The 22,137-nt window shown below is 70.5% G+C and carries 17 protein-coding genes; 6 read left to right on the top strand and 11 right to left on the bottom strand.

What is annotated here, in order from left to right:
* Nucleotides 1-90: 90 nt before the first annotated feature.
* Nucleotides 91-1,029 (top strand): ABC transporter substrate-binding protein, encoded by a 939-nt coding sequence (locus EYW49_RS20020; RefSeq protein WP_131311406.1) that lies wholly within the window; start codon nt 91-93, stop codon nt 1,027-1,029.
* Nucleotides 1,030-1,274: 245 nt separating this feature from the next.
* Nucleotides 1,275-2,225 carry a carbohydrate kinase family protein gene (locus EYW49_RS20015; protein WP_131311405.1) on the top strand — a complete coding sequence of 317 codons (951 nt, stop codon included), beginning with the start codon at nt 1,275-1,277 and terminating at the stop codon, nt 2,223-2,225.
* 18 nt (nt 2,226-2,243) lie between these two features.
* On the opposite strand, the gene EYW49_RS23120 is transcribed toward EYW49_RS20015, so the two are convergent.
* The 7 genes from EYW49_RS23120 to EYW49_RS19990 form a co-directional block, all read right to left on the bottom strand.
* A complete protein-coding gene (locus tag EYW49_RS23120; protein ID WP_165498348.1) occupies nt 2,244-2,390 on the bottom strand; it encodes a hypothetical protein in 147 nt (48 codons plus the stop codon).
* Between the two features lie 247 nt (nt 2,391-2,637).
* A complete protein-coding gene (locus EYW49_RS20010; RefSeq protein WP_131311404.1) occupies nt 2,638-3,780 on the bottom strand; it encodes a sodium ion-translocating decarboxylase subunit beta in 1,143 nt (380 codons plus the stop codon).
* 37 nt (nt 3,781-3,817) lie between these two features.
* Nucleotides 3,818-3,985: a hypothetical protein gene (locus EYW49_RS23115; RefSeq protein ID WP_165498347.1), complete on the bottom strand. Its 168-nt coding sequence runs from the start codon at nt 3,983-3,985 to the stop codon at nt 3,818-3,820.
* 11 nt (nt 3,986-3,996) lie between these two features.
* Nucleotides 3,997-4,395 (bottom strand): biotin/lipoyl-containing protein, encoded by a 399-nt coding sequence (locus EYW49_RS20005; RefSeq protein ID WP_131311403.1) that lies wholly within the window; start codon nt 4,393-4,395, stop codon nt 3,997-3,999.
* A gap of 32 nt (nt 4,396-4,427) precedes the next feature.
* Complete coding sequence (locus EYW49_RS20000; RefSeq protein ID WP_131311402.1) at nt 4,428-4,784, bottom strand: hypothetical protein; 357 nt, start codon at nt 4,782-4,784, stop codon at nt 4,428-4,430.
* Between the two features lie 34 nt (nt 4,785-4,818).
* The gene (locus EYW49_RS19995) at nt 4,819-6,372 is read right to left on the bottom strand and encodes an acyl-CoA carboxylase subunit beta (RefSeq protein ID WP_131311401.1); all 1,554 of its coding nucleotides are present in this window, start codon (nt 6,370-6,372) and stop codon (nt 4,819-4,821) included.
* A gap of 302 nt (nt 6,373-6,674) precedes the next feature.
* The gene (locus tag EYW49_RS19990; RefSeq protein WP_131311400.1) at nt 6,675-7,517 is read right to left on the bottom strand and encodes an ureidoglycolate lyase; all 843 of its coding nucleotides are present in this window, start codon (nt 7,515-7,517) and stop codon (nt 6,675-6,677) included.
* 241 nt (nt 7,518-7,758) lie between these two features.
* Here EYW49_RS19990 and ribB point away from each other — a divergent pair, with 241 nt between their 5' ends.
* The 4 genes from ribB to EYW49_RS19970 all read left to right on the top strand — a co-directional run bounded on the left by ribB (nt 7,759) and on the right by EYW49_RS19970 (nt 12,375).
* The gene (gene ribB / locus EYW49_RS19985; protein WP_131311399.1) at nt 7,759-9,117 is read left to right on the top strand and encodes a 3,4-dihydroxy-2-butanone-4-phosphate synthase; all 1,359 of its coding nucleotides are present in this window, start codon (nt 7,759-7,761) and stop codon (nt 9,115-9,117) included.
* Nucleotides 9,118-9,354: 237 nt separating this feature from the next.
* Complete coding sequence (tal, locus tag EYW49_RS19980) at nt 9,355-10,314, top strand: transaldolase (RefSeq protein WP_131311398.1); 960 nt, start codon at nt 9,355-9,357, stop codon at nt 10,312-10,314.
* 175 nt (nt 10,315-10,489) lie between these two features.
* Nucleotides 10,490-11,680, top strand: a complete 1,191-nt coding sequence (locus EYW49_RS19975) for a glycosyltransferase family 4 protein (RefSeq protein WP_131311397.1) — start codon at nt 10,490-10,492, stop codon at nt 11,678-11,680.
* An 11-nt stretch (nt 11,681-11,691) separates the two neighbouring features.
* Nucleotides 11,692-12,375, top strand: a complete 684-nt coding sequence (locus EYW49_RS19970; RefSeq protein ID WP_206365512.1) for a class I SAM-dependent methyltransferase — start codon at nt 11,692-11,694, stop codon at nt 12,373-12,375.
* Here EYW49_RS19970 and EYW49_RS19965 read toward each other — a convergent pair.
* From EYW49_RS19965 to EYW49_RS23110, 4 genes are all read right to left on the bottom strand, one after another.
* Nucleotides 12,350-13,858, bottom strand: coding sequence for a tetratricopeptide repeat protein (locus EYW49_RS19965; RefSeq protein ID WP_131311395.1), 1,509 nt, complete (start codon nt 13,856-13,858; stop codon nt 12,350-12,352). The genes EYW49_RS19970 and EYW49_RS19965 overlap by 26 nt on opposite strands.
* Nucleotides 13,855-18,930 carry a tetratricopeptide repeat protein gene (locus EYW49_RS19960; protein ID WP_131311394.1) on the bottom strand — a complete coding sequence of 1,692 codons (5,076 nt, stop codon included), beginning with the start codon at nt 18,928-18,930 and terminating at the stop codon, nt 13,855-13,857. Before EYW49_RS19960 ends, EYW49_RS19965 begins: the two co-directional genes overlap by 4 nt.
* A 64-nt stretch (nt 18,931-18,994) precedes the next feature.
* Nucleotides 18,995-19,375 carry a DUF6165 family protein gene (locus EYW49_RS19955; protein ID WP_131311393.1) on the bottom strand — a complete coding sequence of 127 codons (381 nt, stop codon included), beginning with the start codon at nt 19,373-19,375 and terminating at the stop codon, nt 18,995-18,997.
* Nucleotides 19,376-19,551: 176 nt separating this feature from the next.
* Nucleotides 19,552-22,137 (bottom strand): beta strand repeat-containing protein (locus tag EYW49_RS23110; protein ID WP_165498346.1); only part of this gene is annotated, 2,586 nt, incomplete at its 5' end.

The raw sequence follows: 22,137 nt of genomic DNA, 5'->3' as shown, positions 1-22,137 counted from the left end.
TTCCCGTCGACGGGATCGGTGAGAGAAGACCGGACGAAGCGCGGTCGCGCGTCCGGTCGCAAAACCAAGCGACCGTTGGAGGAAGTCGAAATGATGAAGAAGATCCTTCTCGCCGGTGTCGCGGCCCTGGTCTCCGCGGGCCTGAGCGTCGGCGTCGCCGAAGCCAAGGACCTCAAGAAGATCGGCATCTCGCTCGGGTCGATGGGCAATCCGTTCTTCGTCGCGCTCGCCAAGGGCGCCGAAGTCAAGGCCAAGGAGATCAATCCCAAGGTCGAAGTCCAGGCCATGGGCTTCGAATACGACCTCGGCAAGCAGGTCACCCAGATCGACAACTTCATCGCCGCCGGCGTCGACCTGATCATGCTCAACGCCGCCGACAAGCAGGCCCTCGCCCCGGCCGTCAAGAAGGCCCAGGCCGCCGGCATCGTCGTGGTGGCGGTGGACGTCGGCTCCGACGGCGTCGACGCGACGGTCATGACCGACAACGTCCAGGCCGGCCAGATCGCCTGCCAGTACATCGTCGACAAGCTCGGCGGCAAGGGCGACGTGATCATCCAGAACGGCCCGCAGGTGACCGCCGTCGTCGACCGCGTCACCGGCTGCAAGCAGGTCTTCGCCAAGAACCCCGGCATCAAGGTCCTCTCCGACGACCAGGACGCCAAGGGCTCGCGTGAAGGCGGCCTCGCCGTCATGCAGGGTCACCTGACCCGCTTCCCGAAGATCGACGCGGTGTTCGCGATCAACGACCCGCAGGCGATCGGCACCGACCTCGCCGCCAAGCAGCTGAAGCGCTCGGGGATCATCATCACCGCCGTCGACGGCGCCCCGGACATCGAAGACGCCCTCAAGGGCGACACCATGGTCCAGGCTTCGTCGAGCCAGGATCCGTTCAAGATGGCCCAGATCGCCGTCGAAATCGGCTATGGCATCATGAACGGCAAGAAGCCCGAGAAGACCGAGATCCTGATGCCCTCGAAGCTGATCACCCGCGACAACGTCAAGGACTACGCGGGCTGGTCGTCGCACTGATCCCAGGGCCGGGCCGCGGACGGAAATCGTTCGCGGCCCCTCCCCGACCCCGCGCCGCCGCCCGAAGGCGCGGCGCGGGGGACCGCTCCCGAGCAGAACGGTCCGGCACGCGCCTCCCCCGTTCGCCCGCACCTGAACCCGCGGGGACCTGCCCCGGTCCTCGCGGGTCTCTTTCCCGAAGTGCCGCGGGCCGTCCGCCCGCCCCGACGAAACGCCCGACGTGGCCGACCGAGGTTCTGCAGCCCATGATCCTCTCGACCGGCGAAGCCCTCTTCGACATGATCTCCGTCGACGTCGACGGACGCCGCCTGTTCGAACCGGTGATCGGCGGCTCGCCGCTCAACGTCGCCCTCGGCCTGTCGCGCCTCGGCCGCGACACCGCCTATCTGACCAGCCTGTCGACCGACATGTTCGGGGATCGCTTGTGGGAGTTCCTCGGGCGGGAAGGCATCGACCGCCGCTTCGTGGTCCGCGCCGCGCGCCCGACCACCATGGCCTTCGTCGCCATCGACGCCGCCGGCCAGCCCAACTACGCCTTCTATGCCGATGCCGCCGCCGATCGCTCGTTGACCGAGGCCGATCTGCCGACGGTGCTGCCCGACGAGCTCGCCTGCGTCCACTTCGGCTCGGTGTCGCTGGTTCTGGAGCCGACCGCCTCGACCCTGCACGGCTTCCTGAAGCGGGTCGGCGAGACCCGGGTGATCTCGCTCGATCCCAACATCCGCGCCTCGCTGATCGGCGACCGGCCGGCCTATCTCGCCCGCTTCGCCGATGTTCTCGCCCGCGCCGATCTGGTCAAGGCGAGCATCGAGGACGTCGAATGGCTCTATGGCGAGACCGATGCCGCCGCGGTCGCCGAACGCTGGTCGCTGGCCGGCCCGCGCCTCGCGGTGGTCACCGACGGTGGACGCGGCGCCACCGTGGCGGTGGCCGGCCGCTCGCGCTTCGTGCCCGCCGTGCCGGTCACGGTGATCGACACGGTCGGCGCCGGCGACACCTTCCAGGCGGCGCTGATCGATCGGCTCGCCGATCGCGACCTCCTGTCCAAGGCGAAACTGGCGACCGTCGATCTCGACACGCTGGAGCCGGTGATCCGCTTCGCCGCCGCCGCCGCCGCGCTGACCTGTTCGCGCCGCGGCGCCGACCTTCCGCGCCTCGCCGAAGTCCGCGCCTTCATGGCCGAGCGCGGTCTGTGAGGCTCGGAACGACCGACCTCACACGCCGTGGGCGTAGAGCGCGAAGCGGGCGGCGACCACGCCGACGGTGAGGGCCGCGAAGGCGCCGACCGGCACGGCGGCAGCGAGACCGCCGACGATGCGGGCGGAGGTGGATTCGGTCACGGGGCTGGACGGATGGGTCATGGTTCTCTCCTGAGGTCGGGCGAGGGTCTGCGACAAACCGTCGCATTCATCCCCGCTTCGGAGATAAAGGGCCGCGGACCGCGCCTTTCAAGAGGTCGTATTAGACGAAAGTATGACATGTTCGTGTGTGGTTCCCCCGTGTCGCCGGGAGGGACCGGGTCGCGCCGCACGCCACGAACGAAAAAAGGGCGGATCCGGCCCTCGGCCGAACCCGCCCAACGAGGCGTATCCCCTGAATGCGCCCCGATCACTTCACGCCGAGCAGCGCCAGCATGATGCCGCCCGAGATCGCCGTGCCGAACACGCCGGCGAGGTTCGGTCCCATCGCGTGATAGATCAGATAGTTTTCCTTGTCTTCCTTGAGCGCCACGATGTGGCTGACCCGGGCGGCGATCGGCACCGAGGCGATGCCGGCCGAGCCGAGCAACGGGTTGATCTTCTCGGTCAGGAACAGGTTCATGACCTTGGCCCCGACCACGCCCGAACCGGTGCCGAACACGAAGGCGACGAGGCCGAGCGCCACGATCTCCAGCGTGTCGATGGTCAGGAAGGTGTCGGCCGACATGGTCGACCCGATCGCCACCGTCAGGCAGATGATGATCACGTTCATCAGATCGTTGGCCGCGGTCTTGGCCAGACGGTCGACCACCAGGACCTCGCGGAACAGGTTGCCGAGCATCAGCATGGTGATCAGCGGTGCCACCGGCGGGAAGAACAGGTTGACGATCACCCCGATCACCACCGGGAAGGCGACCTTCTCCAGCCGCGTGACGTGGCGCGACTGCTTCATCCGGATCAGCCGCTCCTCGCGCGAGGTCAGGAGCTTCATCACCGGCGGCTGGATCAGCGGCATCAGCGCCATGTAGGAATAGGCGGCGACCGAAATCTGCGGCAGGAGATGCGGCGCCAGCTTGACCGTCACGAAGATCGCCATCGGTCCGTCGGCGCCGCCGATGATGCCGATCGCGCCGGCTTCGGCGAGGCTGAAGCCGAGCACCTTGGCCCCGATCAGCGCCACGAAGATGCCGAGATGGGCGGCGGCCCCGAGGATCACCAGCTTGGGATTGGCGATCATCGGCGCGAAATCGGTCATCGCACCGACGCCGAAGAAGATCAGCGGCGGGATGATCAGCAGCGCCACGCCCTGATAGGCATAGTGGAACAGGCCGTTCGCCTGGACCAGCTCCGACCCCAACGCCGACGCCGGAACATTGGAGATGATGCAGGAGAAGCCGATGCCGACCAGCAGCAGCGGCTCATACTTCTTCACCATGGCCAGATAGATCATCGTCGCCCCGATGGCGATCATGATCAGGTTGCCCCAGGAGAAGTAGGCCAGGCCCGTCTGGGCGTACATGGCTTCGAGGAAGACGATCAATTGGTCCTGCAACGCAGTCTCCTTTGACTCGAGGAGCGGAAGGGGGGCTTCAGTGCCCGCCCTTGCGCAGCTCCTTTTCGTCGATCTTGCCGAGCCGGTTGAGCAGCGGGAACAGCGCGAGGACGATGCCGATTCCGGCGATCATCACGAAGGAAAGACCGAAGTCGATCACCGACAGCAGGACGGCGCCGTAGAGGGTGTCCGGAACGATCGTCATCGGAGTTTCCTTCAGGCCAGGGTGAGCAGCACGCCGCCGCTGTCGACCGGATCGCCCGGCTTGACCGCGATCGACGCGACCGTACCGGCGCCCTTGGCGAACACCTCGGTCTTCATCTTCATCGCCTCGATGGTGGCGATCTTGGCACCGGCCGCGACCGTCTGGCCGACCACCACGTCGACCGACTCGACGACGCCGGCGAGCGGTGCGATTTCGGCGCCGGCACCGGCGACCGGCTTCTCGGCGGCGGGGGCGGCCGCCGGAGCGGGAGCGGCGACGGCCGCAGCACCGGCCACCGCGGTGGCGGCGGTCTGCTGGAAGGTGCCCGAGGCCGTGAACTCACTCGCCACTTCTTCGACGACGACGTCGTAGGCGTGACCGTCGACGCTGATCTTGAACTTCTTCTGCATGGGGGGATGCTCCTCGGTCGATCCGTCTTGCGTCAATGCGTGCGATGGGACGTCTGGTGCATCCAGCGGCCTTCGCTGGCCCAGGCGTGGCCGATGTTGCTGTCTTCGATGAACACCACCTTGTGGCCTTCGGCGATCACCGCCACCGCCGCGGCGATCGCCGCGACATGGGCCGCGGGGATGCCGAAGGTCGGCGCCGCCACCGGCTTGCGGGCGGCCGCGGCCGGCCGTGCCGGCGGCACCGGCGCGGCGGCGCTCTCGGCGGCCTGACGGGCGATCTCCGACCGTTCGATCCAGCCGAGCGCGCTCCCGATCGCACGGATCGCCCAATAGAGGCAGGTGCCCGCACCGATCACCGCGAGCCCGTCCGTCACCAATTCGAGGTTCATCGTCTGCCCTCCTCCGAATGCCTCGTCGACTGCGTCACAGCGGGATGTTGCCGTGCTTCTTCGGCGGCCGCAGTTCGCGCTTGGTCAGCGCCTTGCGCAGCGACAGGGCGATCGTCGAACGGGTGATCGCCGGATCGATGACGTCGGTGATGTAGCCGTTGCCGGCCGACATGTAGGGCGAGGCGAACTCGGCGCGATAGGCCGCGGCCAGTTCGCGGACCTTGGCCTTGGGATCTTCGGCCGCCTTGAGTTCCTTGCTGTAGAGCACCTTGATCGCGCCCTCGGCGCCCATCACCGCGATCTCCGCGGTCGGCCAGGCGAACACGAAGTCGGCGCCCATCTCCTGGCTGCACATCGCCAGATAGGAGCCGCCGTAGGCCTTGCGCAGGATCACCGTGACCTTGGGCACGGTGCACGAGGCATAGGCGAACAGCAGCTTGGCGCCGTGGCGGATGATGCCGCCGCGTTCCTGTTCGACGCCGGGCAGGAAGCCGGGCACGTCGACCAGGGTCACCAGGGGGATGTTGAAGGCGTTGCAGAAGCGGATGAAGCGGGCGCCCTTGTCGGCGGCGTCCATGTCGAGGGCGCCGGCGCGCACCGCCGGCTGGTTGGCGACCAGGCCGACCACCATGCCCTCGATGCGGGCGAAGCCGACGATCAGGTTCTCGGCGAAGGACCGGTGCACCTCGAAGAACTCGCCCGGATCGACGATGTGCTCGATCACCCCGCGCACGTCCATCGGCTTCTGCGAATCGTCGGGGATCAGGGCGCGCATGCCGTCGTCTTCGGCCAGCGAAATCGCCGGCGACGGGTGATGCGGCGGATCCTCGGAATTGTTCGACGGCAGGTAGGACAGGAGCTTGTGGACGATGCGCACCGCGTCGGTGTCGTCCTCGGCGAGGAAGTGGACGTTGCCGGAGACCGAGGCGTGCATGTCGGCGCTGCCGACCTCGTCCATGGTCACCGCCTTGCCGGTCACCGCCTTGATGACCTCCGGCCCGGTGATGAACATGTAGGCGTTCTTCCGGGTCATGATGATGAAGTCCATCAGCGCCGGCGAATAGGCCGCGCCACCGGCGCAGGGGCCGCACACCACGGCGATCTGGGGGACGACACCCGACAGATAGACGTTCTGGTAGAACACGTCGCCGTAGCCGGACAGCGCGTCGACGCCCTCCTGGATGCGGGCGCCGGCGGAATCCTTGAAGGCGACGATCGGCGAGCCGAGCTTGGCCGCCGCCTGCATCAGCATCACGATCTTCTTGGCGTGCATCTTGCCGAGCGAGCCGCCGACCACCGTGAAGTCCTGGCTGAAGGCCGAGACCAGACGCCCACCGACGTAGCCGGTGCCGACCACCACGCCGTCGGCCGGCAGGACCTTCTTCTCCATGCCGAAGTAGCGGGCGGAGTGTTGGACGTGGGTGCCCATCTCCTGGAAGGTCGCTTCCTGGAACAGCGCGGCGAGTCGATCGCGCGCCGTCATCAGCCCCTTTTCGTGACGCTGGGCGAGCTTGTCGGCGCCGCCACCCGCCAGGATCTCCTCCCGACGACGGTTCATGTCGTCGAGCAGTTCTACGGAAAGCGTCATCCCATCACCCGTTGCGTCTGAATTGCGGCACTACTCGCGTCACGACGGATCCGCCGGACCACTCCCGTGAGTCCGAGACGAACCCGCACATGCCCCATTCGGCGACCGAGCCGAAACCGCGTGGTTGTTTCGCCGCTTCGATCGCGCTGGAATAATACGTTGGTTTGCGACGGGTTTCTCTCCGGGTAAGCCCTGATCGGGATCGTCACATCGACGTCACCCCGACGAGGGACCGAATCCGTCCGCCGCTCGCCGTCCCGCCGCGCGACCGGGCCCTCGTCCGCCCGGCCGGTCGGCGTCGTTCAACCCGAAACCACCGTCAGTCGTTGTTCGCCGAGCCCTTCGACTCCGAGGCGTACCACGTTGCCCGGCACCAGGAACACCGGCGGCTTCAGGCCCATGCCGACGCCCGGCGGTGTGCCGGTCGAGATGATGTCGCCCGGCTGCAGGCTCATGAAGCGCGACAGGTAGGAGATCAGGAAGGCGACGCCGTAGACCATGGTCCGGGTCGAGCCGTTCTGGCGCCGCACCCCGTCGACCTCGAGCCACAGCCCGAGCGCCTGCGGATCGGCGACCTCGTCGCGGGTCACCAGCCACGGCCCGATCGGCCCGAAGGTGTCGGCCGACTTGCCCTTGGTCCACTGGCCGTGATGTTCGATCTGGAAGGCCCGCTCCGAGACGTCGTTGACCACGCAATAGCCGGCGACGTGGTCGAAGGCCTCCTCGACCGAGACGTAGCGGGCGGTCTTGCCGATCACCACCCCGAGCTCGACCTCCCAGTCGGTCTTGACCGAGCCGCGCGGGATCTCGATCCGGTCGTTCGGCCCGGTGATCGCCGAGGTCGCCTTGAGGAAGACGATCGGTTCGGGCGGCACGGTGGCCCCGGTCTCGGCGGCATGGTCGGAATAGTTGAGGCCGATGCACACGAACTTGCCGACCCCGGCGACGCAGGGTCCGAGCCGCGGCGTGCCGGCGACCACGGGCAGGCTCGTCGGATCGAGCCCGGCGAGCCGCGCCAAGTTCTCCGGAGAGAGCGCCGCGCCGGCGAGATCGTCGATCACCCCGGAGAGATCGCGGATCCGTCCGTCCGCATCGAGAAGGCCCGGCCGTTCCTGGCCGGGTTCGCCGTACCGCAGCAGCTTCATCTGTCGACCTCGTCGCATCGGCCCGAACCGGGCCTTCGCTCCCTTCGATCGCACGGATCGGGCCGGCCGTCCACGGCGCGTCCGGTCGCGCCCCGTCGCAGCCGTCGCGGGGCGGTCACCGAGGGTTTACGGGATGGTAACGGGGTGGTCGCCGGGCGGTCACGCGGCAGATATTCAGTGTCACTGAAAAGCGAACGACCATTCCGTTGCGCTGAAGGCCCGCCGGATCTATGGTCCGGCCATGCGCCTCGACCATTGGCTCGCCCGTCACAAGGAAACCCGCAGCGCCTTCGCGCGCCGTGCCGGCCTCTCGCCGGCGGCGGTGACCGCGCTGTGCAACGATCCCGAGGTCTGGATCTCGCGTGAGACCGCCCGACGCATCAGCCTCGCCACCGGCGAGGCCGTCACCCCCAACGATTTTCTCGGCCTGTCGCCGCGCGACGCCGTCGTCCAGGAGATGTCCATGAGCCAGACCCGCGTCGCCGAAGCGATCCGCGCCTTCGAACAGGGGGAGATCGTCGTCGTCACCGACGATGCCGATCGCGAGAACGAGGGCGATCTGATCCTCGCCGCCGAACACGCCACCACCGAGAAGCTCGCCTTCTTCATCCGCCACACCTCGGGCATCGTCTGCGCGCCGATCACCCGCGACCTCGCCCATCGCCTGCGGCTCGACCCGATGGTCGCCGCCAACGACGCGCCGCTCGCCACCGCCTTCACGGTATCGATCGACCACCGCCACGGCATGACCACCGGCATCTCCGCCGAGGAGCGCTGCAACACCATCCGCGCGCTGACCAATCCCAACGTCGGCGCCGTCGACTTCGTCCGTCCCGGCCACGTCTTCCCGCTGATCGCCCGCGACGGTGGCGTGCTGATCCGCTCCGGCCACACCGAAGCGGCGATCGATCTGTGCCGGCTGGCCGGCCTGTCGCCGGTCGGCGTGCTGTCCGAACTGGTCAACGACGACGGCACCGTCAAGCGCGGCACCCAGGTCGCCGACTTCGCCGCCGCCCATGGCCTCAAGATCGTCTCGGTCGCCGAGCTGATCGCCTATCGCCAGCGCAACGACCGCCTGGTCGAGCGCATCGCCGAACTGTCGATCGAGACGCCGGCCGGCCGCGCCCGCGCCGTCACCTACGCCACCGCCTTCGATCCGATGCACCACCTCGCGGTGGTGTGGGGCGACATCCGTGACGGCCGCGACGTGCCGGTCCGTCTGCACCTGGAATCGGTGGTCGACGACGTCTTCGGCAAGACCCGCGGCCTCGACCGGCTGATGGCCCGGATGGGTGCCCAGGGCCGCGGCATCATCGTCTATCTGCGCGAAGGTTCGGTCGGGGTCACCCGCGCCGCCGATCGCCGTCCCGCCCCGGTCGCCGCGCCGGTCGATCCCGAGAGCCTCGCCCGCGCCGAACTCGAAGGCCACGGCTCCGCCGCCGCCCGCGTCGAGGACTGGCGCGAGATCGGCCTCGGCGCCCAGATCCTGCGCGACCTCGGCGTCACCTCGATCCGTCTGTTCTCGTCGCGGCCGCGACGCTACGTCGGCCTCGAGGGATTCGGCATCGAGATCGCCTCAACCGAACCGGTCTCCGACTGAGCGGTTGCGACCCGTCGCCGCGGCTCAAACAGAAATAGCTTTCGCGATGCGGATTGTTTGCGCTTCCTGTTGATCTCCGATCGCGATGGGATCATGGTCCGGCGGTCGCCGAGAGCTCGTCCGCGAGCTCATCGACGCCCCCCCGCAGCCCCGTGCGGCGGCCGTTCCGAAGCAGCGTTCGACGCCCACGATCGAACCGCCGGATCCGGGTCGCCACCGACCTGGAAAGGCACGAACATGGCGGAATCCAAACTCGATCGGTTGCGCAGCATGACCACCGTGGTCGCCGACACCGGCGACTTCGAGGCGGTCCGCCGTCTCCGCCCGATCGACTGCACCACCAACCCGACCCTGGTGCTGAAGGCGGTCGAACTGCCGCACTTCGCCGACCGCGTCGCCGATGCGGTCGCCTGGGGGCGCACCCAGTCCGGCGATCGCGCCGCCGTCGTCTCCGCCGTCGCCGACCGGCTCGGCGTCTCGGTCGGCGCCGCGCTGACCGAACTGGTCCCCGGCCGCGTCTCGACCGAGGTCGACGCCGACCTGTCCTTCGACACCGCCGCCTCGATCGCCAAGGCCCGGGCGATCATCGCCGCCTATCAGGCGCGCGGCATCGGCCGCGAGCGCATCCTGGTCAAGCTCGCCTCGACCTGGGAAGGCATCCGCGCCGCGGAAGTGCTCCAGCGCGAAGGCATCGACTGCAACCTGACCCTGCTGTTCTCGCCCGCCCAGGCGATGGCCTGCGCCGACGCCGGCGCCTTCCTGATCTCGCCCTTCGTCGGCCGCATCCTCGACTGGTACAAGAAGTCGACCGGCAAGACCTACGGCGCCGAAGACGATCCGGGCGTGGTCTCGGTGCGCTCGATCTACGCCGCCTACAAGGCGCGCGGCGTCGCCACCGTGGTGATGGGCGCCTCGTTCCGCAACGTCGGTGAGATCGAAGCGCTCGCCGGTTGCGACCGCCTGACCATCTCGCCGGCGCTGCTCGACGAGCTGGCCGCCGACACCGGCGATCTGCCCCGCCGCCTCGGCGTCGATGCCATCCCCGCCCCGGCCTGGGTCACCCACGACGAGGCGTCGTTCCGCTGGGCCCTCAACGAGGACGCCATGGCGACCGAGAAGCTCGCCGAAGGCATCCGCGCCTTCGCCGCCGATCTCGCCAAGTTGAAGGCCCTGATCGCCGCCCGCCTCGACGCCTGAGCGTCGACGGGAGGCTGGCTAGCCCTCGAGGCGGCCGATTCGACCCGGATCGGCCGCTCTCCCGCCCCGCGGGCGCCGCCCGCATCGACGCCGCCGCCCGCGCGTTCTAGGAATCGGGGCGAGGGGTGGCGCCGGCGATTCGCGCGTCCCACCCGATTCGGGAGGCGGGGCTGCGATGCGGCGGGTGATCATCCATTGGGGCATCTCCAGTTTCTTCGGCTGGGGGGTCTACGGCCTCAACCTCGCCCTGCACTGGGCCGCCGATCCCGATCTCCAGGCCTTCTGTTCGTTCCCGATCGGCGAGGACCAGATCGCCGTCGACAAGCTGCGCCGCCGCGCCCTCGATCCCTTCGTGATCCGTTCCGGCCAGTTGGTCGCCGACCTCGGCACTCGCGCCGGCCGCACCATCACCGTCGATTCGCCGCTGCTCGCCGCCCTCGGCAACGACTTCCGCACCACCCCCGGCGCCCACGGCGTGCGCCTGTCGGGCAGCCCCGACGTCGGCGTGGTGTTCTTCGAAGTGCCGCAGATGGACGCCGAGACCCTCGCCCGGGCCAAGGCCTTCAAACTGATCGTCGCCGGCTCGACCTGGAACGAAAAGATCCTGCGCGAATACGGGCTCGACAACGTCACCACGGTGATCCAGGGCATCGATCCGACCCTGTTCCACCCCGCCCCGCGCCTCGGCACCCAGGCCGATCGCTTCCTGGTGTTCTCCGGCGGCAAGCTCGAACTGCGCAAGGGCCAGGATCTGGTGGTCGCCGCCTTCGCCCGCTTCGCCCGCCGCCACCCGGAAGCCCTGCTGGTCACCGCTTGGCACAGCCCGTGGCCGCAGTTCGCCCGCACCCTCGACCAGTCCGGCCGGGCCGCGCCGATTCCCTTCGACGCGAACGGCAAGGCGGTCGACACCGCCGCCTGGGCGCGGGCTAACGGCATCGCCGACGATCAGTTCCTCGACCTCGGCGCGGTGCCCAATGCCTTCATGCCGCCGATCCTGCGCGAGATGGACGTCGCCCTGTTCCCCAATCGCTCCGAGGGCGGCACCAATCTGGTCGCCATGGAATGCATGGCCTGCGGCGTGCCGACCATCCTCTCCGCCAACACCGGCCATCTCGACCTGATCGACGACGACGCCTGCTTCCCGCTGCGGCGTCAGACCGCGGTGGCCGGCGCCGGCGCCGCGGTCGGCGGCACCGCCGGCTGGGGTGAGAGCTCGGTCGACGACATCGTCGAGGCCCTCGAACAGGCCCACGCCGACCGCGCCGAGGCCCGCCGCCGCGGCGCCGGCGGCGCCGAAATGCTCGCCGACCTCACCTGGAGCCGCACCGCCGCCGCGATGAAGCGGATCGTCCTGTCGCTCGCCTGACGGAGATGCCCATGTCGACCCCTGCCAAGCCGACCGGCCGCCGCAAGACCGCCGCGCCCGACACCGCCGCCCCGGCGGCGATTCCCGCCCCGGCCGCCCGCCTCGCCGCCTTCCTGGCGCGCCTGCGCGGCGACGTCTACCCGGAAGAACCGTCGCCGGCCCACGACGAGGTCACCGCCAAGGTCTACGCGCGCTTCAAGGCGGCCCATCCGCTGCCGGCCGGCGCCACGGTGCTCGACGTCGGCTGTGGCCAGGGTCTGGCGCTGCGGCTGTTCGCGAGGGACGGTCTGGTGGCGACCGGCATCGCGCTGGGCGAAGATGTCGCGGTCTGTCGCGCCGCCGGCCACGACGTGCGCGAGATGGATCTCCACTATCTCGACTTCCCCGACGCGTCCTTCGACATGGTGTGGTGCCGCCACGCCATCGAGCATTCGATCATGCCGTTCTTCACCCTGTCGGAGATCTTCCGGGTCATGAAGCCCGGCGGCGTCGGCTATGTCGAGGTGCCCTCGCCCGACACCGCCTCGGGTCACGAGAACAACCCCAACCACTACAGCGTGCTCGGCCACCGCATGTGGCTGCGGCTGATGCAGCGCAGCGGCTTCGATCAGGTGGTGCATTTCGACGTCGACTTCGAGCTGGCGATCGGCCCCGACCGCTACTGGGGCTTCATGCTCCGCCGCGCCGCGGCCTGAGCCCGGCGAGCCGCACCGCGGCCTGGGCGATCGGCCCGGTGAAGTCGCCGGCGATCGTCTGGCGGTGCAGCTCCAGCGTCGGATAGTGCGGGCTGTCGCTGCGGCCCTCCAGCCAGCGCCAGTCGGCCACCGACTTGAGGAGCAGCGAGGTCGGCCGCGCCAGCGCCCCGGCGAGATGGGCGAGCGCGGTGTCGACCACCACCACCCGGTCGACCAAGGTCATCACCGCGGCGCTGTCGAGGAAGGCATCGCGTCCGGCATCGAAGTCCGGCCCGGGATGTTCGATCTCGATCCCCCCCGTCGCCACCCGCCAGCCGCTCGGGGTCGCCGCCGGTTCGAGCGCCTCGCGGTCGAGTTTCTGCAGCGCGATCAACCGCCGTCCCTCGGCGGCGAGCGACGCCAGTTGCGCCGGATCGGCGAGGCTGCGGCCGCGATCGGCGGGCGACGCCGGATTGCCGCGCCAGCCGACCCCGACGAGGAGGCGTCCGTCGGGCGCCAACCGCTCGCGCCAGCGCGCCACGCGGTCCGGATCGGCGGAAAGATACGGCACCGTCGCCGGCATCGATCCGAGCGTCAGGCCGAGCCGATGGGGCAGCCCGAGCAGCGGCGCCTGGGCATCGAACAGGCCGGCCTCGACCCGATCGGTCACCTCCTCGGCGCCGGCGACGCCCTGGAGCAGCGCCACCAGCACGCTCGGCGCCTCGAGCGTCACCTGCGCCCCGAGCGAGGCGGCGAGCGGCAGCAGGCGCACGAATTGGATCGTGTCGCCGAGCCCCTGTTCGGCATGAATCAGCAGGCGCTTGCCGGCCATCGGCCGGCCGTCCCAGTCGGGCCGATCGGCATGGCGCACCGGCGAGGAGAAGTCGGCGGTGCGCCAGCGCCATTCGTATTCGGAAAAACCGGTGGTGAGATCGCCGCGTCGCAAGAGCAGCAGCGACAGGTCGTAGTGCCCTTCGGCGAGATCGGGATGGTCGCGCACCACGCGGCGGGCCAACTCGATCGCCGCCTCGGTCGCCCCCTGGTCGCCGACCAGATTGGCGAGGTTGAGCCCGGCGATGCGGTGGCCGGGATCGATCGCCAGGGCTCGGCGATAGGCCGCCTCCGCCGCCCGCCCGTCGCCGCGGCGCATCGAGACGATGCCGAGATTGGCCGCCGCGTCGGCATGGTCGGAGGCGAGGTCGAGGGCCCGCGCGAAGGCCGCGCCCGCCTCGTCGAGGGCACCGGCGGCGCTGAGCGCATTGCCGAGATTGTAATGGACGTCGGCGCGCTGCGGCGCCGCCGCCGCCGCCCGCCGGGCGAGCCCCAGGGCGCCGGCGAGATCGCCGCTCGAGCGCAGCGCCGAGGCCGCCAGATTGAGCGCGTCGGGATGGGTCGGATGGGCCGCCAGCACCCGGCCGTAGTCGGCCAGGGCCTCGCGCCACGCCCCCGCCCGGTGGCGTGCCAGCGCGCCTTCGAGGATCCGTGCGACCTCCACCTCGATCATCGCCGTCTCCCGTCGCGCGCCGCGACCTCCTCGGCCACCACCTCGGCGACCCGCGCCGCCACCGCCCCCCAGTCGCCCGGCCGCGACTGGCGCACCAGCGTCAGGCTCGGGTACCACGGTGAATCCTCGCGCCCCTTGAGCCAGCGCCAGTCGGCCGAGCGCTTGAGCATCAAGAGCGCCGGCCGCCCGAGCGCGCCGGCGAGATGGGCCGCCGCGGTGTCCGAGGCGACCACCAGATCGAGCGCCTTCATCGCCGCCGCGGTATCGAGGAAGGCATCGGGTCCGGCGTCGAAGTCGGCCGCCGGCCGCTCCAGCCGATCGGCGAAGCCGACCCCGGCCAGCTGATCGAGCCCGTGTTCCTTCTGCAGCACGATCAGCCGCACCCCGTCGAGGGCGGCGAGCGGCGCCAGCGCGGCGAGCGGCGGCGAGCGCCCGCGATCGGCCTTGGCCGAAGGATTGCCCTGCCAGATCAGCCCGACCTTGAGCCGGCGGTCGTCGGCAAAGCGCGCCCGCCACGCCGCCACCCGCGCCGGATCGGCGGCGAGATAGGGCACTTTGCCCGGCAGGTCGGCGAGATCGGTGCCGAGCACTTCCGGCAGGCCGAGCAGCGGGATCTGCAGATCGTGCGCCGGCACCGCGCCGCCTTCCGCGGCGAATTCGATCACGCATCCGGCCGGCACCGGCAGCGTGCGGGCCAGCGCGATCAACTGCCGCCTGAGCCCGACCACCACCCGGCCGCCGCGCTGGGCGGCGCCGATCACGAAACGCAGGAACTGGATCTGATCGCCGAGCCCCTGCTCGCCGTGCACGAACAGGGTGCGGCCGCGCAGCCGCGTCCCGTCCCATTGCGGGGCGGTGTAGGGATGGGGCCGCAACTCGGCGCTCTTCCAGCGCCAGGCATATTCGGCGAAGCCCTCCTTCAGGCGCCCGGCCTGGAGCAGCGCATGGGCCCGATCGAGCCGCAACTCGGCGTCGGCCCCGTCGAGCTTGACCGCCCGGTCGAAGACCTTCAAGGCGAGGGTCACCTCCTGGTCGTCGCGCAGGGCATTGCCGAGGCCGCGCAGCGCCTTGACCGATTTCGGCGCCAGCCGCACCGCGGTCTTCATTGCCTCGACCGCGGCTTCGGCCCGGTCCTGATCGCGCAGCACGTTGCCGAGCGCCAGCGCCGCTTCCGTGGTCGGCGTCTCGGCGAGCACCCGCCGCAGCATCACCTCCGCCTCGCCGAGGCGGCCGAGGTGGCGCAGCGCCACCGCGGTGTTGGTGGCGAGTTCCCCGGTCGAAAGCCCCGCCGCCCGGGCGCAGGCGAAGAAGAACGCCGCGCGGGCATGCCTGCCCTCTTGCAGCGCCAGGGCCCCGGTCATGTGCAGCGCTTCACCGTGGGCGCCGTCCTCGGCCAGGAGATCGGCATAGCCGCGCCGCGCCTCGTCGTGGCGACCGGCACGATGGGCGGCGAGCGCCGCGGCGAAGCGGGCGGCGATCGTCCGGGGCTTCGGCGACGGGCGGGCCGGCGGCGGCGTGACGTCGTGGAGGCGCGAGCGGTCGCCGGCCACGAGGCGGGCCAGTTCCGCCGCCAGATGGGCGACCACCGGCGTCCAGCGCGCCTCGCCCGGCGGATCGGCGATGCTCTGACGGAACAGTCGCGCAGTCGGATACCACGGCGAATCGCCGCGCCCGTCGAGCCAGCGCCATTCCGGCCGCGCCTTGAGCAGGAGCCACACCGGTCGCCCGAGGGCGCCGGCGAGATGCGGCACGGCGGTATCGGTGGCGATCACCAGATCGAGATTGGCGATCACCGCCGCGGTGTCGGCGAAGGCGTCGGGCCCGGCGTCGAAGTCCTCGCCGAGGCTCTCCACCGTCATGCGCTCGGCGACCGCGGTGATCTGCTCGCTGCCCGGTCCCTTCTGCAGGGCGATCAGCCGCACGCCGGGAATCGCCGCGAGCGGCGCCAGCGCGGCGAGCGCGATCGAGCGGCCGCGATCGACCTGCGGATCGGGATTGCCCTGCCACACCAGTCCGACCCGGAAGCCGGTCCGGGCCGCCAGTCGCGCCGCCCAGGCGGTGGTGCGCTCGGGATCCGGCCGGATGTAGGGCACCGGCGCCGGGATGGTCTCGACCCGGGTGCCGGTCAGATGCGGCAGGCTCATCAGATGGGCGTGGAAATCGACCGGCGGCAGCGAATCGCCCTCGCCGATCACTCCGTCGACGCCGGTCGCCCCGGCCAGCAGGCGTTTCAGGCGGCTGCGCGCGCCGACCCACACCGCCGCCGCCCCGGCCGCCTTGAGCACCGCGGCATAGCGCACGAACTGCACCGCGTCGCCGAACCCCTGTTCCGCGACGATCAGGAAGCGCCGGCCGCGCGGGTCTTGCCCCCCCCACGGCGGGATCCGCGCGGGCCGGTTGTCGAGGCCGAGACGGGTGCTTTTCAGCCGCCATTCGTATTCCGGCAGGCCCTCGGCATAGCGCCCTTCCGCGAGCAGCGACATGCCGTAGGCCATGCGCGCGTCGGCGTGGCTCGGCCGCAGCGCGATCGCCCGGGCGAAGGCCTCGCGCGCCTCGTCGGGCCGCTCGCGTTCGCCCGCGGCGATGCCGAGATTGCTCCAGGCGTCGGCATGGGCCGGATCGGCCTCGACCGCCCGCCGCGCCAGCCACAGCGACAACCCGGTCTCGCCGTGGCTGCGTTCGTGGACGCCGAGATTGGAGAGCGCATCGGCGTCCTTCGGGGCGATCGCCAGGGCCTCTTCCCAGGCCCGCGCCGCGCCGTCGCTGTCCCCCGCCGCGGAACGCATCCGTCCCAGCGCCACGCGGTGGCGGGCGTCCTTCGGCGCCAACCGAACCGCCCGGGTCGCCGCGGCGATCGCCTCGTCGTTCCGCCCCGCGGCGCGCAGCGCCTCGGCCGCGGTGGCCTGGACGCCGGCGTCGGTCGGGTGGCGCCGCGCCACCTCGAGCGCCCGCGCCGAGGCCGCGGCGCCGTCGCCGCGCGCCGTCTCGACGTTGATCAGATTGGCTCCGGCCGCCTTGTGCGCCGGATCGACGCGCAGCGCATGGAGCAGGGCGAAGCGCGCGTCGTCGAGATCGCCACGCCGCTTCAGGAGCACCGCCAGATTGGCGAACAGGCCCGGATCGTCCGGCGACAGCGCCACCGAATGGGCGACGATCGGCAGCGCCGCACCGAGCACCGCGCGGGCATTGCCGCCGGCCTCGATCATCGCCATGCCGAGGAAGTTCAGCACCTGCGCCGAGCGCGGCGCGACGCGCGCGACCTTGGCGAAGGCCGCCACGGCTTCCGCCCAGCGCCCGGCGCCATGGGCCTGCGCGCCGGCTTCGAACAGTTGGTTAGCCGACTCACCTTCGCCCGGACCGGCTCCGTGCCGCAGCCCGACCAGCACCGCCAGATCGGCCGCCGCCGCGGCCATCGGCCCCGACCAGTCGTCGGCGACGCTCTGGCGGAAGATCCGCAGCGTCGGATACCATGGGCTCGCGCCGCCCGTCGTGCCCCAACGCCATTCCGGCACCCGCTTGGCGATCAGCCACACCGGCCGCCCCAGGGCGCCGGCGACATGGGCGACCGAGGTGTCCGAGGTGATCACCAGATCGAGCGAGGCGATCACCGCCGCGGTGTCGAGGAAGGCACCACCGCCCTCGTCGAAGGCCGGCCCGAGGTCGCCGAGCTCCATTCCCGGCGGCGGGGTCTGCTCCCGGCCGGGCCCCTTCTGGAGAGCGTGGAAGGCGACGCCCTCGACCGCCGCCAGCGGCGCGAAGGCCGCGAGCGGGATCGACCGCCCCTTCTCGACCGGCGCCTTGGGATTGCCCTGCCACACCAGCCCGACCCGGAACGGCGTCGGCCGTCCGGCTTCGACCGACGCGAAGTGGCGCGCCCAGGCGGCGACGCGCTCCGGCTGGGCCGCCAGATAGGGCACCCGCGACGGCACGTTCGCCCGATCGAGATCGACGAGGCCGGGCAGCGACAGGAGCGGCGACCACACCGCATGGTCGGGGATCGTCTCGCCCTCGACCACCAGCGTCGCCGCACCGGTGACGAAGGGCGCCGCATCGGCGAGCAGCGCCGCGAGCGCCGGCTGGCACACGAACACTACCCGCCCGACCCGCCCGGCGATCTCCGTCAGGAAGCGCACGAACTGGATGGTGTCGCCGAGCCCCTGCTCGTGATGGACCATCAGGGTTTCGCCCGGCAGCGGCCGGCCGTCCCAGCGCGGCGCGGTGGTCGCCGGCGGCCGCACGAAGGGCCGCGTCGCGGTCAGCCGATGCTCGTAGCCGCGCCACGCCGCCCGCCAGTCGCCGGCGAGGAGATGGGCACAGGCGATGTCGTAGGCGAGTTCCGGCCAGCTCTCCGGATCGATGGTGAAGCCGCGCCACACCGCCAGCGCCTCGCCGACCCGCCCGACCGCCCGCAGCGCCACCCCGAGGTTGAGCCGGGCACCGCGATGATCGGGATCGAGCGCCAGCGCCCGGCGATAGCTCTCCGCCGCCTCGTCGTCGCGCAGCATCGTCTGCAACGCCACGCCGCGGTTGTAGAGCGCCTCGACATGGGTCGGCGCCACGGCGATCGCCTGGGCGAACAGCTGCTCGGCCGCCTCCGGCGCGGCGCCGATCAGGCGGATGTGGCCGAGTTGGCACAGCGGGATCGGATCGCGCGGATCGATCGCCATCGCCGCCCGAATCACCGTCTCGGCCTCGCCCAAGCGTTCGGCGCGGATCAGCGCCCGCGCCAGATTGACCCGCGCGCCGATCTTGTCGGGGGCGAGATCGACCGCCCGTCGGCCACAGGCCACCGCCTCTTCGACGCGATCGAGTTCGAGCAGCGGCAGCACCAGATTCTGCCAGGCCGGCACGTAGTCGGGCCGCCGTTCGAGCACGCCGCGGATCGTCGCCACCGCCCCGGCATGGTCGCCGCGCTGATGCGCCGCCACCCCGAGCAGATGCAGGGCCTCGTGATCGTCGGGGTCGTCGTCGAGGATCGCCCGATAGAAGCTCTCCGCCTCGGCCGCCGCGCCGGCGGCCTGCAGATCGCGACCGCGGGCGATCAGCATATCGCGCGACTTCGGCTGAGCCATCGCTTGGGAGCTCCTCGTCGCCCGTGCGACGTCGGCCGCCGGTCCGGCGCCCGGACCCTGCGGATCAATAGGGCTGGTAGGACTTTTCTTCGTGGATCGCCGAACCCAGCGCGACGTTGATCGCCCGCTTGAGGTCCATGCGGCGATCGTTGGTGCGGTAGACCGCGCGCGCCAGTTCGATGAAGCGCGCCCCGAAGGTGCCGGCGCGCTCCTGGTCGCGGATCTCGTCCTCGATGTCCCAGAGCTCCTCGTTGACCCGCTTCAGGGCCGCCGTGGTCGCCCGCACTGCGTCGTCGAGCCGCACCCCGGCGAGGCGGCCGCGCAGCAGCTCGAGCTCGGTCGCGACGTTGGCGCGCTTGTCCGCATCGGTGATGCGCTCGTTCTTGATTTCCAGAATGGTGATCTTGTCGACCAGTTCACCCCAGGATACCGGCACTTCGATCATCGTCAGGTCCCGCCTCGGCCGTCCCGCTCGCGATTCGCCCCGCGCCTCCCCGGAATCGCGAACGGGGCCACGCCTGCGCGCCGCCCCGTTCGGTCCGGTCCGAAGACCGATTCGGACGATCGTTCGAGGACGATGCCAGAAAGCCGCGAGGCCTGTCCAGCACCGTCGCCGACCCGTCAGCTCCAGGAGAAGTTCGACAGCGACAGATCCGCCGCGGTCTTGCCCGTGAGCTTGATTTCCATGTCCGCCGTCCCGTCGCCGTCGGTATCCACCGACAGGGTGTGCGAGGCGTCGTCGAACGAGGCCTGACTGTGGCCCGTGGCGGTCAGCGTCGCGCTGCCCTCGTAGGAGAAGGTCCCGGTGAGCAGCGAGTTGTCGAACACCAGCGTGTCGGATCCCGGCACGAAGTCGGTGATCGTATCCGCCGAGCCGGTCGCGGACTGGCCGATGGCCGTGAAGACGAACTGGTCCGCCCCCGCCCCGCCGGTCAGAGTGTCGACCCCGAGGCCCGAGACCACCCGGTCGTTGCCCGCCCCCAGCGACACCGTCGCCGCGGTCGACCCGGAGATGACGATCAGATCGATCCCCGAGCTGCCGGTGATCGTCTCGGCACCCGCCACCGTGGCGGTGATGCCGGAGGTCAGCGTCAGCTGATCGGTCCCGGTTCCGAGATCGATGTTCATGCCGCCGCTCGCCGCCGACACGGTCACCGCGTCGTCGCCGGTTCCGCCGGTGATCGTCTCGGCATTGGCCGCCGTCACCGTCGACCCCGCGGCATTCAGGGTCAGCGTGTCGTTGCCCGCGCCGAGGTCGAGGAAGCCACCGGCTCCCGCGCCGCCCAGCGTCACCGTGTCGGACACCGCACCACCGGTCAGGGTCTCGACGTTGGAGACCGTCACCGTGTTGGCGAAGTTCGCCAGCGTCAGACGATCGGTCCCGTCGGAGAGATCGATGGTCGCACCCGTAGCCTGGCCGGCGAAGGTGACGGTGTCGGCCGAGGCCCCACCGGTCAGGGACTCGAGGTTGGAGACCGTCACGGTGTTGACGAAGGCGCCGAGCGTCAGGCTGTCGGTTCCGGCACCGAAGTCGAAGGTGCCGCGCTGGACCTGCGCCGACAGGGTCACCAGATCGGCCGAGGCGCCACCGGTGATCGTCTCGACGTTGCCGACGGTCAGCGTGTTGTCGAAGGTGCCGAGCGTCAGACTGTCGGAGCCGACCCCGAGGTCGATCATGGCGCCGGTGATCTGAGCCGAGACCGTGACCAGGTCGGAGGACGCGCCGCCGGTCAGGGTTTCGACATTGGCCACCGTCACGGTGTTGATGAAGGTCGCCAGCGTCAGCGTATCGGTGCCGCCGCCGAGGTCGATGGTCGAGCCGGTCGCCTGGGACGTCAGGGTCACCAGATCGGCGGAGCCGACACCGGTGATGGTTTCGACGTTGGCCACCGTCACGGTGTTGTCGTAGGCCCCGAGCGTCAGGGCGTCGGCCCCCAGCCCGAGGTCGATGGCGATGCCGGCGGCCACGCCACCCAGCGTCACCGTATCGGCCGACAGGCCGCCGGTGATCGTCTCGACGTTGCTGACCGTCACCGTGTTGGTGAAGCCACCGAGGATCAGTCGGTCGGACCCGTCGCCGAGATCGACCGTCGAGCCGGTCGCCTGAGCGGCGAAGCTCACCGTGTCGGAGGAGGCGGCGCCGGTGATCGTCTCGACGTTGGCGACCGTCACCGTGTTGTCGAAGGTGCCGAGCGTCAGCTTGTCACCACCGGCCCCGAGGTCGATGAGGCCGCGGGTGGTCTGCGACGCCAGCACCACGGTGTCGACCGAGCCGCCACCGATGATGGTCTCGGTGTTCGACACCGTGACCGTGTTGGTGAAGGTGCCGAGCGTCAGCTTGTCGGCCCCACCGCCGAGATCGATGGTGTCGCCGGTGAAGGCCCCGGACAGGGTCACCGTGTCGACGAGGTTGCCACCGATGATCGTCTCGACGTTCGCCAGGGTGACGGTGTTGACGAAGGCCCCGAGCACCAGCTTGTCGCCGCCGGCGCCGAGATCGGCCGTCAGGTCGGTCACCGCCGCCGAGAAGGTGACGAGATCGTCGCCGGCGAGGCCGGTCACGGTCTCGACATTGGCGAGGGTCACGGTCGCGCCGGTCGCGTCGAAGCTCAGGCTGTCGCTGCCGGCGCCGAGGTCGACGGTGCCGCCGGTGAAGGCCGCGCCGAAGGTCACGGTGTCGCCGGAGATGCCGCCGGTCACCGTCTCGACGTTGGTCACCGTCACCGTATTGGTGAAGGCCCCGAGGATCAGCCGGTCGTTGCCGTCGGCCAGATCATAGGTCGACCCGGTCGACTGGGCGTTGAGGGTCACGAGATCGGCGACCGCCGAACCCGTCACTGTCTCGATGTTGGCGACCGTCACCGTCGCACCCGCCGCCGCGAAGGTCAGCTGGTCGATGCCGCCGCCGAGGTCGAGGATCACACCGGTGGTCGCCGCCGCGAGGGTCACCACGTCGGCCGAACCGACGCCGATCACCGTTTCGATGCCGGCGACCGTCACCGTGTTGTCGAACAGGCCGAGGGTCAGCTTGTCGCTGCCGGCGCCCAGATCGAGGGTGCCGCCGGTGAACTGGGTGGCCAGCGTCACCGTGTCGGACGAAGCCGCGCCGACCACCGTCTCGATGTTCGACACCGTGACCGTGTTGACGAAGGCGCCGAGCACCAGCTTGTCGTTGCCGCCGGCGAGGTCGAAGGAGCTGCCGGTGGC

Origin of the sequence: Siculibacillus lacustris (genome assembly GCF_004328075.1) — a bacterium.
In the GTDB taxonomy this organism is placed as follows: domain Bacteria; phylum Pseudomonadota; class Alphaproteobacteria; order Rhizobiales; family Ancalomicrobiaceae; genus Siculibacillus; species Siculibacillus lacustris.
Note: the sequence above shows the minus strand (reverse complement) of the source record. Positions and strands in the feature narration are given on the sequence as shown.